Here is a 13093-nt window from a genome sequence, read left to right on the forward strand (position 1 = left end):
GAGCGGGCAAGCTGGTGGGAGCCGATCTGGGGAGTATCCCGTTGCACCGCGCCGACCAGCACCGACGCCAGCCCGTCCGCCTCGCCCTCGCGGCCCTCGCCGCGTTCTCGCTCGCCGGGTGTACGGCGGTGGGTGAGGCGGGCGGCGACAAGGCCGGGGGCGGCCGGTCGGAGCTCGCGCGGTTCTACGCGCAGGAGCTGAAGTGGAAGGCGTGCGGTGAGCTCCGCTGCGCGCGGCTCACCGTCCCCATGGACTACGCGCGTCCGGAGAACGGCAGGACGTTCGTCCTGCCGGTGGCCAAGGCGGCGGCCGCCGACCCGGAACGGCGCGTCGGCTCGCTCGTCTACAACCCCGGCGGTCCTGGCGCCTCGGGCGTGAGCGACATGGAGGCGGACGGCAGCGACTCCTTCAGCGCCGCGGTGCGGGCCCGTTTCGACATCGTCTCCTTCGACCCGAGGGGCGTCGGGGGCAGCGACCCCGCGGTGAAGTGCGCGGCGACGGACGAAGCGGAGGACGACCTCCCCGAACCGGTCGCTCCGCGCGGCGGCGCCGAGCGGGCCCGGGTCCTCGCGGGCGCCGACGAGCAGGCCGCCGCGTGCGCGAAGGGCAGCCGCGGCATCCTGCCCCACGTCGGCACCGCGGACGCGGCCCGCGACCTGGACGTCCTGCGGGCCGCCCTGGGCGACCGGAAGCTGACCTACTTCGGCTGGTCGTACGGCACCAGCCTCGGCACGTCGTACGCCGAACAGTTCCCGGAGCGCGTGCGCGCCCTCGCGCTGGACGGGGCCGTCGACCCGGCGCTGGACTGGCGGCAGCGCGCGCTGAGCCAGGGGAAAGGGTTCCGCCGGGCCGTCGACGACTACGCCGAGCACTGCGCCGACATCGTGGGCGACAGCTGCCCCGGCTCGACACCGGAGGAGACGGCGGAGCTGATCGACGGGTTGTACGAGCGGGCGGCGCGCGAGCCGTTGCCGGTCACCGGCGAGGACGCGTACGACGTGGACGCCAGGACGCTGCTCGACGTGGTCACGGCCGCGATGTACACCCCGGAGGACGACTGGGAGGGCCTGTCGGAGGCGCTGAGCGAGGCGGGGGAGGGGGACGCGACCGAGCTCGCCGAACTGGCCGAAGCCGAGGAGCCGGCCACCGGCAGCCGCCGCGCGCGGAGCCCGGAGAACGACGACGAGGCCATCCTCGCCGTCAGCTGCCTGGACGTGCCGCACCCGCGCACCCCGGGCCCCTACTGGAGCGCCCTCGACGCCGCCGGGAAGGCCGCGGGCGTCTACGGCACGTCCAGCGTCGTCGACGAACTCACCTGCAAGGACTGGCCCGCGGGCACCCAGCGCCCCCACCGCGTCGAGGCCGACGGAGTGCCGCCGGTCCTGGTGATCGGCACGACGGGCGACCCCGCCACCCCGTACGAGGAGGCCGAGAGCCTCGCCGGGCAGTTCCCCGGCGGCATGCTCCTGACGTACGAGGGCGTGGGCCACACCGCGTACGGCCGCGGCAACTCCTGCGTCACGGACGCCGTCGACGCCTACCTCATCGCCCTCGAACCGGTCCGCCGCGGCACGACCTGCTGAGACACCTCACGGCATCTCGCGGTATCTCGGCGGCACCGGCCGACGGTCACCCGTAGAGCGAGCGGGCCCCCGGGCTGTCGCCCGCGAAGCGCCGGCCCTCGGCGATCTCGTCGGCGATCACCGACCAGACGGTGTCGTCGTCCTGGAAGGGGAGCGGGTCGACGCGGCTCGTCTCCTCACGGATGCGCTCGACCTCGCGTTCCAGCCGCTCGAAGCCGGCCTCCTCGCCACCGTCACCGTCACTGCCGTCGCCGTCGCCGTCGCCGAAGGTGAACTCCTCCAGCAGGCGCTGGAACTGGAGGGTGACCTGGAGGAGGGAGGAGACGTCCGTATGGAGTTCTCGCGCTGTCTCCTCGTCGGCGTCGAAGGCGTAGACCTTGCCGGACCCGGGGGCGAGGGCGAGGTGGGCGTTGAGGAGCCAGCCGATGACGGGCCACCCGCCCGCGCCCTCCGGTGCGTCCTCGAAGTCCGCGACGTCGACGACGTCCTGGACGACGGGCAGCAGGCCGGAGTCCGGGTCGGGCTCCCGCAGGTGGAGCGTCCCGGTGGGAGCGCCGACGGCCCGCAGGGTCGCGAGCCGGTCCGCGCCGGAAGAACGGGTGATCTCGCCGCGGGTGATGTCGAAAAGCACTGCCGAACTCCGAACTCGGCGGCGCGGGCGCCGCAGGACTCTGGACGGACCGAAGCGATCCCCACGACAACGTTACCGATCACGGCGCATCCGGCGACGCCCCCTGATCCACCCGGTCACCCGCCCCCCCCCGGACCTCACGCCCGCAACCAGACCGTCGTCCCAGGGGAGCGGCACCCGGCAGCCGTCCCTGCCCGGGGCGAGGCCGCCGGAGCGGGCGTGGATCGGGTCCTGGATGCGGTCGCGGGGGATGTCCGCCTCCGGCAGCCCCAACTCGTCGCCCTGGTACAGGTAGAGCGAGCCGGGCAGCGCCAGGGTGAGCAGGGCGGCGGCGCGGGCCCTGCGGGTGCCGAGTGCCGGGTCGGTGGGGACGCCGAAGCACACCGAGCTGGTCGTGCGCGGCTCGACCGCGCAGCGCGTCAGCACTCGATGATGTTGACCGCAAGGCCGCCGCGGGCCGTCTCCTTGTACTTGACGCTCATGTCGGCGCCCGTCTCCTTCATGGTCTTGATGACCTTGTCGAGGGAGACCTTGTGGGAGCCGTCGCCCCGCATCGCCATCTTGGCCGCGGTGACGGCCTTGACCGCCGCCATGCCGTTGCGCTCGATGCACGGGATCTGGACGAGGCCGCCGACCGGGTCGCAGGTCAGGCCGAGGTTGTGCTCCATGCCGATCTCGGCCGCGTTCTCGACCTTCTCCGGGGAGCCGCCCAGGACCTCGGCGAGCGCGCCCGCCGCCATCGAGCAGGCCGAGCCGACCTCGCCCTGGCAGCCGACCTCGGCGCCGGAGATCGAGGCGTTCTCCTTGAACAGCATGCCGATGGCGCCCGCGGCGAGCAGGAAGCGGACCACGCCGTCCTCGTCGGCCCCGGGGATGAAGTTCATGTAGTAGTGCAGGACCGCCGGGATGATGCCCGCCGCGCCGTTCGTCGGGGCGGTCACGACCCGGCCGCCGGCCGCGTTCTCCTCGTTCACGGCCATCGCGTAGAGGGTGATCCACTCCATGGCGCGGGCCTGCGGGTCGCCCTCGGCGCGCAGCTGCCTGGCCGAGTTCGCGGCCCGGCGGCGCACCTTCAGGCCGCCCGGCAGGATGCCCTCGCGCGACATGCCGCGGGAGACGCACGCCTGCATGACCCGCCAGATGTCGAGGAGCCCCTCGCGGATCTCCTCCTCCGTGCGCCAGGCCTTCTCGTTCTCCAGCATCATCGCGGAGATGGACAGGCCGGTCTCCTCGGCGAGCCGGAGCAGCTCGTCACCGGTGCGGAAGGGGTACTTCAGGACGGTGTCGTCCGGCACGATCGGGTTCTCACCGGCCGCGCCCTCTTGATTGAGGACGGTCTCGTCCACGACGAAGCCGCCACCCACGGAGTAGTACGTCTTCTCCAGGAGGAGGGCGCCCTCGTGGTCGTACGCGAAGACCGTCATGCCGTTGGCGTGGTACGGCAGCGCCTTGCGGCGGTGCAGGATCAGGTCCTCGTCGAAGTCGAAGCCGATCTCGTGCATGCCGAGCAGGTTGAGGCGGCCGCCGCTCTTGATCTCCTCCACGCGGTCGTCGGCCGTCTCCACGTTCACCGTGCGGGGCGACTCGCCCTCCAGGCCGAGCAGGACGGCCTTGGGGGTGCCGTGGCCGTGGCCGGTGGCGCCGAGCGAGCCGTACAGCTCCGCCCGTATCGCGGCGGTGTGGGCCATGAGGCCCTCGTTCTTGAGGCGGCTCGCGAACATGCGGGCCGCGCGCATCGGACCGACCGTGTGGGAGCTGGACGGGCCGATGCCGATCGAGAACAGGTCGAAGACCGAGATGGCCACGAGAACTCCAAAGGGTGGTTGGTAGACGCCGTTGTCTGCCGGGGTGGTGCAGAGAGCGGGGCGTGAGCCGGACACGAGCCGGGGCACCGCACTCACTGTGTTCACTTCCAGTGTGCGCGGTGCCCCGTCGTTTCGTACGAAGGAAAGCGTACGAAAATGCTACAGGTTGGGGTACAGCGGGTGCTTGTCGGCCAGAGCGGTCACCCGGGCCTTGAGGGCGTCCGCGTCGAAGCCTGGCTTGAGGGCCTCGGCGATGATGTCGGCGACCTCGCGGAAGTCCGCCTCCTGGAAGCCGCGCGTGGCGAGCGCCGGGGTGCCGATCCGCAGGCCCGAGGTGACCATCGGGGGCCGCGGGTCGTTCGGGACCGCGTTGCGGTTGACCGTGATGCCGACCTCGTGGAGGCGGTCCTCGGCCTGCTGGCCGTCGAGCTCGCTGTTGCGCAGGTCGACGAGGACCAGGTGCACGTCCGTGCCGCCGGACAGGACGTCGACGCCGACGGCCTTCGCGTCGTCCTGGACCAGGCGCTCGGCGAGGATGCGGGCGCCGTCCAGGGTGCGCTGCTGGCGCTCCTTGAACTCCTCCGAGGCGGCGACCTTGAAGGAGACGGCCTTGGCCGCGATCACGTGCTCCAGCGGGCCGCCCTGGAAGCCGGGGAAGACCGCGGAGTTCAGCTTCTTCGCGAAGTCCTTGCTGCGGGCCAGGATGATGCCGCCGCGCGGGCCGCCGAGGGTCTTGTGCGTGGTGGAGGTCACCACGTCGGCGAACGGCACCGGGTTCGGGTGCAGACCGGCGGCGACGAGCCCGGCGAAGTGCGCCATGTCGACCCACAGCTTCGCGCCGACCTCGTCGGCGATCCGGCGGAACTCGGCGAAGTCCAGGTGGCGCGGGTAGGCCGACCAGCCCGCGATGATCACCTTCGGGTTGTTCTCCTTGGCCAGGCGCTCGACCTCGGCCATGTCGATCAGACCGGCCTCGTCGACGTGGTAGGGGACCACGTTGAACTGCTTGCCGGAGAAGTTCAGGCGCATGCCGTGGGTGAGGTGGCCGCCGTGCGCCAGGTCGAGGCCGAGGATCGTGTCGCCGGGCTGGGCGATTGCGAAGAGGGCGGCCTGGTTCGCGGAGGCGCCGGAGTGCGGCTGGACGTTCGCGTACTCGGCGCCGAACAGCTCCTTGAGCCGGTCGATCGCGATCTGCTCGGCGACGTCGACGTGCTCACAGCCGCCGTAGTAGCGGCGGCCGGGGTAGCCCTCGGCGTACTTGTTGGTGAGGACGGTGCCCTGGGCCTCCATGACGGCGACCGGAGCGAAGTTCTCCGAGGCGATCATTTCCAGGGTGGACTGCTGGCGGTGGAGCTCGGCGTCGACGGCGGCGGCGACGTCCGGGTCCAGCTCGTGGAGAGGGGTGTTCAGAAGCGACATCACACGATCCCTATCGGTATGGGTCAGCCGGCGGTGAAGGCGGTGTACTCATCGGCGGACATCAGGTCGTCCGGCTCGTCCGTGATGCGCACCTTGAACAGCCAACCGCCCTCGAACGGGGCGGAGTTGACCAGCGAGGGGTCGTCGACGACCTCCTGGTTGGCGGCGACGACCTCGCCGTTCACCGGGGAGTAGAGGTCGCTGACCGACTTGGTCGACTCCAGCTCGCCGCAGGACTCGCCCGCGATCAGCGTGTCGCCGACCTCGGGCAGCTGGGCGAAGACGACGTCACCGAGCGCGTTGGCCGCGTGCTCGGTGATGCCGACCGTCGCCACGCCGTCCTCGGTGGCCGACAGCCACTCGTGCTCCTTGCTGTAACGCAGCTGCTGGGGGTTGCTCATGAGTCGAATTCTCCTGTACGCGGGTGGGTGCTGCGGAACGGGGACGATGTGCGGGGGGTCACTTCTGGCGCTTGTAGAACGGCAGGGCCACGACCTCGTAGGGCTCGTGCGTACCGCGGATGTCCACACCGACACCCGGCGTGCCCGGAGCGGCGTGCTCGGCGTCGACGTACGCCATCGCGATCGGCTTGCCCAGCGTCGGGGACGGGGCGCCCGAGGTGACCTCGCCGATGACCTTGCCGTCGGCGACCACGGAGAAGCCCGCGCGCGGGACCCGGCGGCCCTCGGCGACCAGGCCGACCAGCTTGCGCGGCGGGGCGGTCTCGGCGCGCTCGGCGGCGGCGGCCAGGGCCGCGCGGCCCACGAAGGAGTCCGCCTGTGACGTCTTCTCGAACTTGACGACGCGACCGAGCCCGGCGTCGAAGGGCGTCAGCTCGGCGGTCAGCTCGTGCCCGTACAGCGGCATGCCCGCCTCCAGGCGCAGCGTGTCGCGGCAGGAGAGGCCGGCCGGGACCATGCCGACCGGCGTGCCCGCCTCCATCAGCGCGTTCCACAGCTGCTCGGCGTCACCGGGGGCGACGAAGAGCTCGAAGCCGTCCTCGCCGGTGTAGCCGGTGCGGGCGATCAGCGCGGGGACGCCCGCGACGGTGCCGGGCAGGCCCGCGTAGTACTTCAGGTTGTCCAGGTCGGCATCCGTGACTGACTTCAGGATGCCGGGGGACTCGGGGCCCTGGACGGCGAGGAGCGCGTACGCCTCGCGGTCGTCACGCACCTCGGCGTCGAACTCCGCCACGCGGTCGCTCAGCTCGTCCAGCACGGTCTGCGCGTTGGAGGCGTTGGCGACGATCATGTACTCGGGGGTCTCCGCCTCGCCGAGGCGGTAGACGATCAGGTCGTCCAGGATCCCGCCGTCCTCGGCGACGATCATCGTGTAGCGGGCACGGCCGACACCGACGGAGCCGATGTTGCCGACCAGCGAGAAGTTCAGGAAGTCCACGGCCTCCGGTCCTGTGACCGTGATCTCACCCATGTGGGAGAGGTCGAAGAGACCGGCCTTGGTGCGCACGGCGTTGTGCTCGTCGCGCTCGCTGGCGTACCGCAGCGGCATGTCCCAGCCCGCGAAGTCGGTCATGGTCGCGCCGAGCGCACGATGCACGGCATCGAGGGCTGTCAGACGGGGGGCAGTGCTCATGAAGGAACTCCCAGGGCATGACGGGCGAGGTCGATCCTCCCCATCTGTCATCGGAACCTGAGAGGTTCGCCGAGCGTGTCCCGATATGTGAGACGCCCGGCTTGCACCTTGGGTGGGACCACCGGGGCGGCCCGCTTTTCAGATGTGCCTCGCCCGCGCGGTACGGGGCCTGAGAGATTCAAGGGAGGGACTTGCTCCTTCGGCGCCCCGGGCACGCGTGCGTGCTGGCTCCGGGGACTCTCCCGCGCGGATTCAAACGGCCGGTATGGAGTTGGCGGGCACATCATTGCACGCGACCCTGTCCACGGGGAGTGGTGCCCGGATACGGAGCGCACTGCCCGGAATGCTCTTGTGCCGCATTACCTTCTCTTTACACTTGCTGGGGAAAGCAGTACGTGACCGCTACGGGGAGGCCGATCACGGTGCGCAGCAGGACCAGTGTCTTTGCCACTACCACGGGGGTGGCGCTGCCCAAGCAGGCCACCACCCCGGCCGCGGAGAGCTGCGGCCCGCTCCCCGTGGCCGTCGTCCGGGACCTGCGGCACCGGGCCGGCCACAGCCCCCGCCGCCTCACCTTCGGCGAGGGCGACCTCGTCGTCGTCTCCGGCCTGCCCGGTGGCGGAAAGTCGACGCTGATGCGGCAGGCCGTCACGGGCCCGCGCATCGACTCCCAGGACACCCGCGACCGCTGGGCCCGCCGCATGCCGCGCCTGCTGCCCTACGCGGTCTACCGCCCCCTGGTCCGCCTCGCGCACTACGCGGGCCTGCGCCGCACCCTGCGCACCGGCGCCGGCGTCGTCGTGCACGACTGCGGTACCCAGGCGTGGGTGCGCCGCTGGCTCGCCCGCGAGGCCGCCCGCCGCGGCGCCGCCCTGCACCTGCTGCTGCTCGACGTCCCCGTGGACACGGCGCTCCAGGGCCAGCGCGAGCGCGGCAGAGGCGTCTCGCGGTACGCGTTCACGCGGCACCGCAGGACCGTCGGCCGCCTCGTCGGCGCCACCGAGCGCGGCGACCTGCCGCGCGGCTGCCACTCCGCGGTACTGCTCGACCGCGACGCGGCACAGGCGCTCCGGGCGATCGCCTTCGACCGCTGAGTCCAGCGGCGCTAGGGTTCGAGCCGCAGGCAGAGCGGTCGCGAGCAGGGGTTGGACGGACAGATGGACTTTCCGGCGCAGGCACATGCCCATCCGTACGGCGGATGGCCGGGCAACGAACTGGAGGAGGTCCTCGCCGCCTCCCTCGGTGCCGACGCGTCGGCGGGCGGCCGGATCGTCGAGGTGCTCGGCCGCAGCCAGATCTGGATCCCGCTGCCGAACGGCGGCGGCCCCGACAGCGGCACCCTGGACCTGCCGACCCTGGAGATCGACGGCCAGGCGTACGTCCCCGTCTTCAGCTCCGAACAGCAGTTCCGGCAGGCCCTCGGCGACGCCGCCGACCGGATGGGCCGCACCGTGGCGCCCGCCGTGGAGTTCGCCCGCGGCCTCCCCCCGCAGCTGGGCATCGCGCTGAACCCGGACGGCACCGTCGGCGTCCCGCTGCCGCCGCCCGCCGTCGCCGAGCTCAGCCGAGTCGGCCGCACCCCGCTGGACGGCCCCGCCACCGGCGGCCGGGTCCGCCTCTACGAACCGGACTGGCAGCACGACCCGGTCGACTTCCTCGCCGCCGCCGGCCGTGAGTTCGAGGCGACCGGCGTGGTGCTCACCGCGCGCCGCTGCCTGGCCGACATCGAGACGGACGCCCCGGTCCTCTTCGTCGGCGTCGAACTGGCCACCTGGGACGGCAACGCCCGCGAGCTCCCCATGGCGGCCCTCGGCCGCGCCCTCGGCCAGGTCCCGGCCCCGTGGCCGGTGAACCTCGTGCTGCTCGACGTGGCGCAGGACCCGGTCGGCGACTGGCTGCGTGCGAAGGTGCGGCCGTTCTACCACCGGATCGCCGCTTAAGCTGGTTCCATTCCTTGGGTCCATTACTCGGGTCCATTCCTCGGGTCCACCGAGATCGTCACGAAGGAGCGGTTACGGGTGAGTGCGTCGGGCACGGCCGGGCAGTTGGAGCAGTTGCTGCGCCAGGTGACGCCGGGGCGTTACGACGCGTACGAGGCGCTGCTGCGCGCCCTCGCCGCCGACCGGGTGTGGATGCTGCTCTGGCACGGCCAGGCCGGCTCCCCCGACGCCCAGTACGGGAACATGGAGGTCGACGGCCTCGGCTACGCCCCCTGTGTGACCTCCGCCCAGGAACTCTCCGCCAGTGGCTGGAACCGCAGCTATGAAGTGGTGCGCGGCACCGACATCGCCCGCACCCTCTACCCCGACCACTACGGCCTCTGGCTCAACCCGCACGCGCCCGGCGGCGGCGTCGGCATCCCCTGGCTCGACCTGCGCCGCATCGCCACCGGCCTCGACCTGCTGCCCGCGGGACCGCTCAGGCTCACCGAGCCCAGCATCGAAATCCCCCAGTTCTACGCCCTGTTGACGCAGAACGCGCACCGCACCCCCGCGGTGCGCTCCCTGCGCCGCGCCTGGGTGCAGCCCGCGCTGGGGGCGCCCTATCTGGCCATCGGCCTGGACGTATACGACACGTCGCCGCCGTCGGTCGACGCGGTGCGGACGATGATGCGGCAGTCCATCCCCGCCGTCCCGGAGGGCCTGCCCGTCTCGACCGTCGCGATGTCCGACGACTACGACCCGGTCGCGATGTGGCTGCGCGCCAACGCCCGCCCGTTCTACGACCGCGAGGCACAGGCGGCCCCCGCCCAGGCCGGCGGTTACGGCTACCCCGCGCAGTACTGAGCAGCGCCGACGGACGCGATGTCCGTTCTGGTGCCGGTGGGGCCCTATGGGCTCCCGTGGCGCCTTGCGCCCCAACTGCCCCGTGTTCGCCCCTCGTTCACCCGCGTCCGCATAACGGAACACCTCGATCAGCATCACGGTTGCGCATCCTTTCCCCGTCAAGTCTGGTAACAGATCGCGACGTGGATGAAGACTCCCGCTCCAGGGGCCTTCGCCCCCTGTGTACGACGGACTGATCACGTCGCTACAGCGGCAAGTGCGGGCCGGTCACCACCGGTTGAGAGGGGTCCCTGCCACGATGACGGCACCATTGCATGACACACCTGCGGACGCGGACCCGACCGAGGACGTCGCCCCCGCAGTTGATGCAGGGGTGAAGAAGGTCGAGGGTCGGTCCCTCAAGCAGATCGCCTGGAACCGCCTGAAGCGGGACAAGGTCGCCCTGGCCGGCGGCATCACGGTGCTGTTCCTGGTGCTGGTCGCCGTCTTCGCGCCCTTGATCGTGAGTCTGCTGGGGCACCCGCCCAACGACTTCCACCAGGAGGAGCTCGACGAGCTGACCAACCTCCCCAAGGGCGCGCTCGGCGGTGTCAGCGGCGACTTCCTCTTCGGCGTCGAGCCCAACAAGGGCCGCGACATCTTCAGCCGGATCGTCTACGGAGCACGCATCTCGCTGCTCGTGGCCTTCCTGGCCGCCGTGGTCGCCGTCGCCCTCGGCACGCTCTTCGGCATCATCGCCGGCTACTTCGGCGGCTGGATCGACGCCCTGATCAGCCGCGTGATGGACGTACTGCTCTCGTTCCCGCAGCTGCTCTTCATCATCTCGCTGGTCTCGGTCCTGCCGGACGACCTGCTCGGGCTCACCGGCAGCGGGGTGCGGGTCGGCATCCTCGTGCTGGTCATCGGCTTCTTCGGCTGGCCCTACGTCGGCCGGATCGTGCGCGGCCAGACGCTCTCGCTCCGTGAGCGCGAGTACGTGGAGGCGGCCCGCAGCCTCGGCGGCGGACGGCGCCACATCCTGTTCCGCGAGCTGCTGCCCAACCTGGTCGCCCCCATCACCGTCTACGCGACGCTGATGATCCCGACCAACATCCTCACGGAGGCGGCCCTGAGCTTCCTCGGCGCCGGTGTGAAGCCGCCGACGGCGTCCTGGGGCGGCATGCTGCGGGACGCGCTCGAAACGTACGAGCACGACCCGATGTTCATGGTCTTCCCGGGCGTCACGATCTTCATCACCGTGCTGGCCTTCAACCTCTTCGGCGACGCGCTGCGGGACGCGCTCGACCCGAAGGGGACGCGCTAGAAGCGCCCAACCGGCTTGCCCCTGCCGCATGTCAGGTGGCTTTCACCATGGTTCTCCGGCAGCACATGGCCAGGGACCGCGAATCTCGGAGGTTACGAGAAAATGCCCACAGTTTCCTCGAAACGACGGCTCACCAGCGGTGCGGCCCTCGTCGTCGCGGCGCTGGTGACCACCACGGCGTGCGGCGGCGGTGACGGTGGCGACGGCGACTCGAAGGGCGCCGGCTACAACGCCGCGCTCGACAAGGTCGCCAACCCGTCGAAGAAGAAGGGGGGGACGCTGAGGATGGTCGGCAAGCAGGACCTCGACTCGGCCGACCCCCAGCGCGCCTACTACGGCATGTCCTGGGACTTCATGCGCTTCTACACCCGGCAGCTGGTGTCCTACGACACCAAGCCGGGCAAGGCGGGCACGAAGCTGGTCCCGGACCTCGCCACCTCCACCGCGAAGATCTCGGACGACGGCAAGACCTACACGTACAAGCTGCGTGACGGGGTCACCTGGGAGGACGGCTCCAAGCTGACCTCCAAGGACGTCAAGTACGGCATCGAGCGCTCCTGGGCGACGGACACCATCACCGGTGGCCCGGGCTACATCCGCCAGGCGCTCGACCCGGACAAGAAGTACAAGGGTCCCTACAAGGACAAGGGCGGTCTGAAGGCGATCGAGACGCCCGACGACCAGACCATCATCTTCAAACTGCCCAAGCGCAACGGTGACTTCGAGCAGTTCCTCGCCATGCCGACCGGTTCGGCGGTGAAGGCGTCCAAGGACACCAAGGCGAAGTACACGGCGCGCCCGTTCTCCTCGGGCCCGTACAAGTTCGAGTCGTACAAGTCCGGCAAGAAGATCGTGCTGGTCCGCAACACGGCCTGGAAGAAGTCCTCGGACCCGATCCGCGCCGCGCTGCCCGACAAGATCGACGTGACGATCTCCGCCAACCTGGAGGAGAACGACAAGAAGCTGATGGCGGGCGACTACGACGTCGACCTCAACGGCACGGGCATGACCCAGTCCGGCCGCGTCTCCGCCGTCTCGGACCACCGCGACAACGTCGACAACATGCACACGTCCTTCGTGCGCTACGTCGCGCTGATCCACACCGCGGAGCCCTTCAACAACGTCCACTGCCGCAAGGCCGTCTTCTACGGCACGGACTTCGCGAGCCTGCAGCAGACCCGCGGCGGCAAGGTCGCGGCCGGTGACATCGCCAACAGCACGTTCCCCGAGGCGATCCCCGGTCACAGCGACTACGACCCGTACGGCGTCCTGGCGCGCAAGGGCAAGCCCGACGCGGCCAAGGCCAAGGACGAGCTGAAGAAGTGCGGCAAGCCGAGCGGCTTCAAGGCCAAGCTCACCGCCCGCAACAACAACCCGGGTGAGGTCGACGCCGCCGAGGCGCTCCAGGCCCAGCTGAAGAAGGTCGGCATCGACGTCAGTGTCGAGTCCCTCGACGGCGCCGACTCCGCCAGCATCACCGGCTCGCCCTCCGTCGTGAAGAAGCGCGGCTACAGCATGCAGATGAGCGGCTGGGGCCCGGACTTCCCGTCCGGCCAGGGCTACGCGCAGCCGCTGTTCGACAGCCGCTTCCTGATCGAGAACGGCAACTACAACGAGTCGCAGATCAAGGACAAGAAGATCGACGCGCTCTTCGACAAGGCGATCGCGGAGACCGACCCGGCCAAGGCCGGTGAGATCTACAAGCAGCTCGACAAGCGGATCCTCGACAACGCCGACTGGATGCCCTTCCTCTACGAGAAGAACATCACCTGGCGCGGATCGCGGCTGACCAACGCCTACATGTCCGACGCCTACAACGGCCGGTACGACTACGTCTCGCTCGGCGTCGTCAAGTAACAGGCGCCGTACGAACCGCAGTTGACCGTCCCACCGCCGCCGAATCCCGCCAGTCCGAAGGGCAGGTGATGGCCCCGGGCGGTGGCCGGGACCCCTCACAAGGGGGCCCCGGCCAC

11 protein-coding genes, 1 pseudogene and 1 riboswitch are annotated in these 13093 nt (G+C 70.7%); of the genes and pseudogenes, 6 read left to right on the plus strand and 6 right to left on the minus strand.

What is annotated here, in order from left to right; all coding sequences use genetic code 11:
- Nucleotides 1-41: 41 nt before the first annotated feature.
- On the plus strand, nt 42-1583 hold the full coding sequence (locus tag AB0H82_RS33345) for an alpha/beta hydrolase (protein WP_362999257.1): 1542 nt from the start codon (nt 42-44) through the stop codon (nt 1581-1583).
- A gap of 46 nt (nt 1584-1629) precedes the next feature.
- On the opposite strand, the gene AB0H82_RS33350 is transcribed toward AB0H82_RS33345, so the two are convergent.
- The 6 genes and pseudogenes from AB0H82_RS33350 to gcvT all read right to left on the minus strand — a co-directional run bounded on the left by AB0H82_RS33350 (nt 1630) and on the right by gcvT (nt 7031).
- A complete protein-coding gene (locus AB0H82_RS33350; protein WP_362999258.1) occupies nt 1630-2214 on the minus strand; it encodes an SUKH-4 family immunity protein in 585 nt (194 codons plus the stop codon).
- Nucleotides 2215-2376: 162 nt separating this feature from the next.
- A pseudogene (locus AB0H82_RS33355) lies at nt 2377-2592 on the minus strand (alpha-glucosidase); the annotation flags it as partial.
- A 41-nt stretch (nt 2593-2633) separates the two neighbouring features.
- Nucleotides 2634-4019 (minus strand): L-serine ammonia-lyase, encoded by a 1386-nt coding sequence (locus AB0H82_RS33360; RefSeq protein ID WP_362999259.1) that lies wholly within the window; start codon nt 4017-4019, stop codon nt 2634-2636.
- 159 nt (nt 4020-4178) lie between these two features.
- Nucleotides 4179-5438, minus strand: a complete 1260-nt coding sequence (gene glyA, locus AB0H82_RS33365) for a serine hydroxymethyltransferase (RefSeq protein WP_362999260.1) — start codon at nt 5436-5438, stop codon at nt 4179-4181.
- Between the two features lie 23 nt (nt 5439-5461).
- Entirely contained in the window at nt 5462-5839 is a 378-nt protein-coding gene (gcvH, locus tag AB0H82_RS33370) for a glycine cleavage system protein GcvH (RefSeq protein WP_362999261.1), read from the minus strand.
- 58 nt (nt 5840-5897) lie between these two features.
- Nucleotides 5898-7031, minus strand: coding sequence for a glycine cleavage system aminomethyltransferase GcvT (gcvT, locus tag AB0H82_RS33375; RefSeq protein ID WP_362999262.1), 1134 nt, complete (start codon nt 7029-7031; stop codon nt 5898-5900).
- 148 nt (nt 7032-7179) lie between these two features.
- Nucleotides 7180-7286: riboswitch (glycine riboswitch) on the minus strand.
- 161 nt (nt 7287-7447) lie between these two features.
- Here gcvT and AB0H82_RS33380 point away from each other — a divergent pair.
- From AB0H82_RS33380 to AB0H82_RS33400, 5 genes are all read left to right on the plus strand, one after another.
- Complete coding sequence (locus AB0H82_RS33380) at nt 7448-8125, plus strand: AAA family ATPase (protein WP_362999270.1); 678 nt, start codon at nt 7448-7450, stop codon at nt 8123-8125.
- Nucleotides 8126-8188: 63 nt separating this feature from the next.
- A complete protein-coding gene (locus AB0H82_RS33385; RefSeq protein ID WP_362999263.1) occupies nt 8189-8971 on the plus strand; it encodes an enhanced serine sensitivity protein SseB in 783 nt (260 codons plus the stop codon).
- 78 nt (nt 8972-9049) lie between these two features.
- Nucleotides 9050-9817 (plus strand): enhanced serine sensitivity protein SseB C-terminal domain-containing protein, encoded by a 768-nt coding sequence (locus AB0H82_RS33390; protein ID WP_362999264.1) that lies wholly within the window; start codon nt 9050-9052, stop codon nt 9815-9817.
- 298 nt (nt 9818-10115) lie between these two features.
- Entirely contained in the window at nt 10116-11120 is a 1005-nt protein-coding gene (locus AB0H82_RS33395) for an ABC transporter permease (RefSeq protein WP_362999265.1), read from the plus strand.
- Between the two features lie 102 nt (nt 11121-11222).
- The gene (locus AB0H82_RS33400) at nt 11223-12977 is read left to right on the plus strand and encodes an ABC transporter substrate-binding protein (RefSeq protein ID WP_362999266.1); all 1755 of its coding nucleotides are present in this window, start codon (nt 11223-11225) and stop codon (nt 12975-12977) included.
- The last annotated feature ends 116 nt before the right edge of the window (nt 12978-13093 follow it).

This window comes from Streptomyces sp. NPDC050732 (genome assembly GCF_040654255.1).
GTDB lineage: Bacteria > Actinomycetota > Actinomycetes > Streptomycetales > Streptomycetaceae > Streptomyces.

Coding starts and splice junctions, on each gene's coding strand:
- AB0H82_RS33395 (WP_362999265.1), top strand. CDS start 10,116: ATGACGGCACCATTGCATGACACACCTGCGGACGCGGACCCGACCGAG.
- gcvH (WP_362999261.1), bottom strand. CDS start 5,839: ATGAGCAACCCCCAGCAGCTGCGTTACAGCAAGGAGCACGAGTGGCTG.
- AB0H82_RS33385 (WP_362999263.1), top strand. CDS start 8,189: ATGGACTTTCCGGCGCAGGCACATGCCCATCCGTACGGCGGATGGCCG.
- AB0H82_RS33400 (WP_362999266.1), top strand. CDS start 11,223: ATGCCCACAGTTTCCTCGAAACGACGGCTCACCAGCGGTGCGGCCCTC.
- glyA (WP_362999260.1), bottom strand. CDS start 5,438: ATGTCGCTTCTGAACACCCCTCTCCACGAGCTGGACCCGGACGTCGCC.
- gcvT (WP_362999262.1), bottom strand. CDS start 7,031: ATGAGCACTGCCCCCCGTCTGACAGCCCTCGATGCCGTGCATCGTGCG.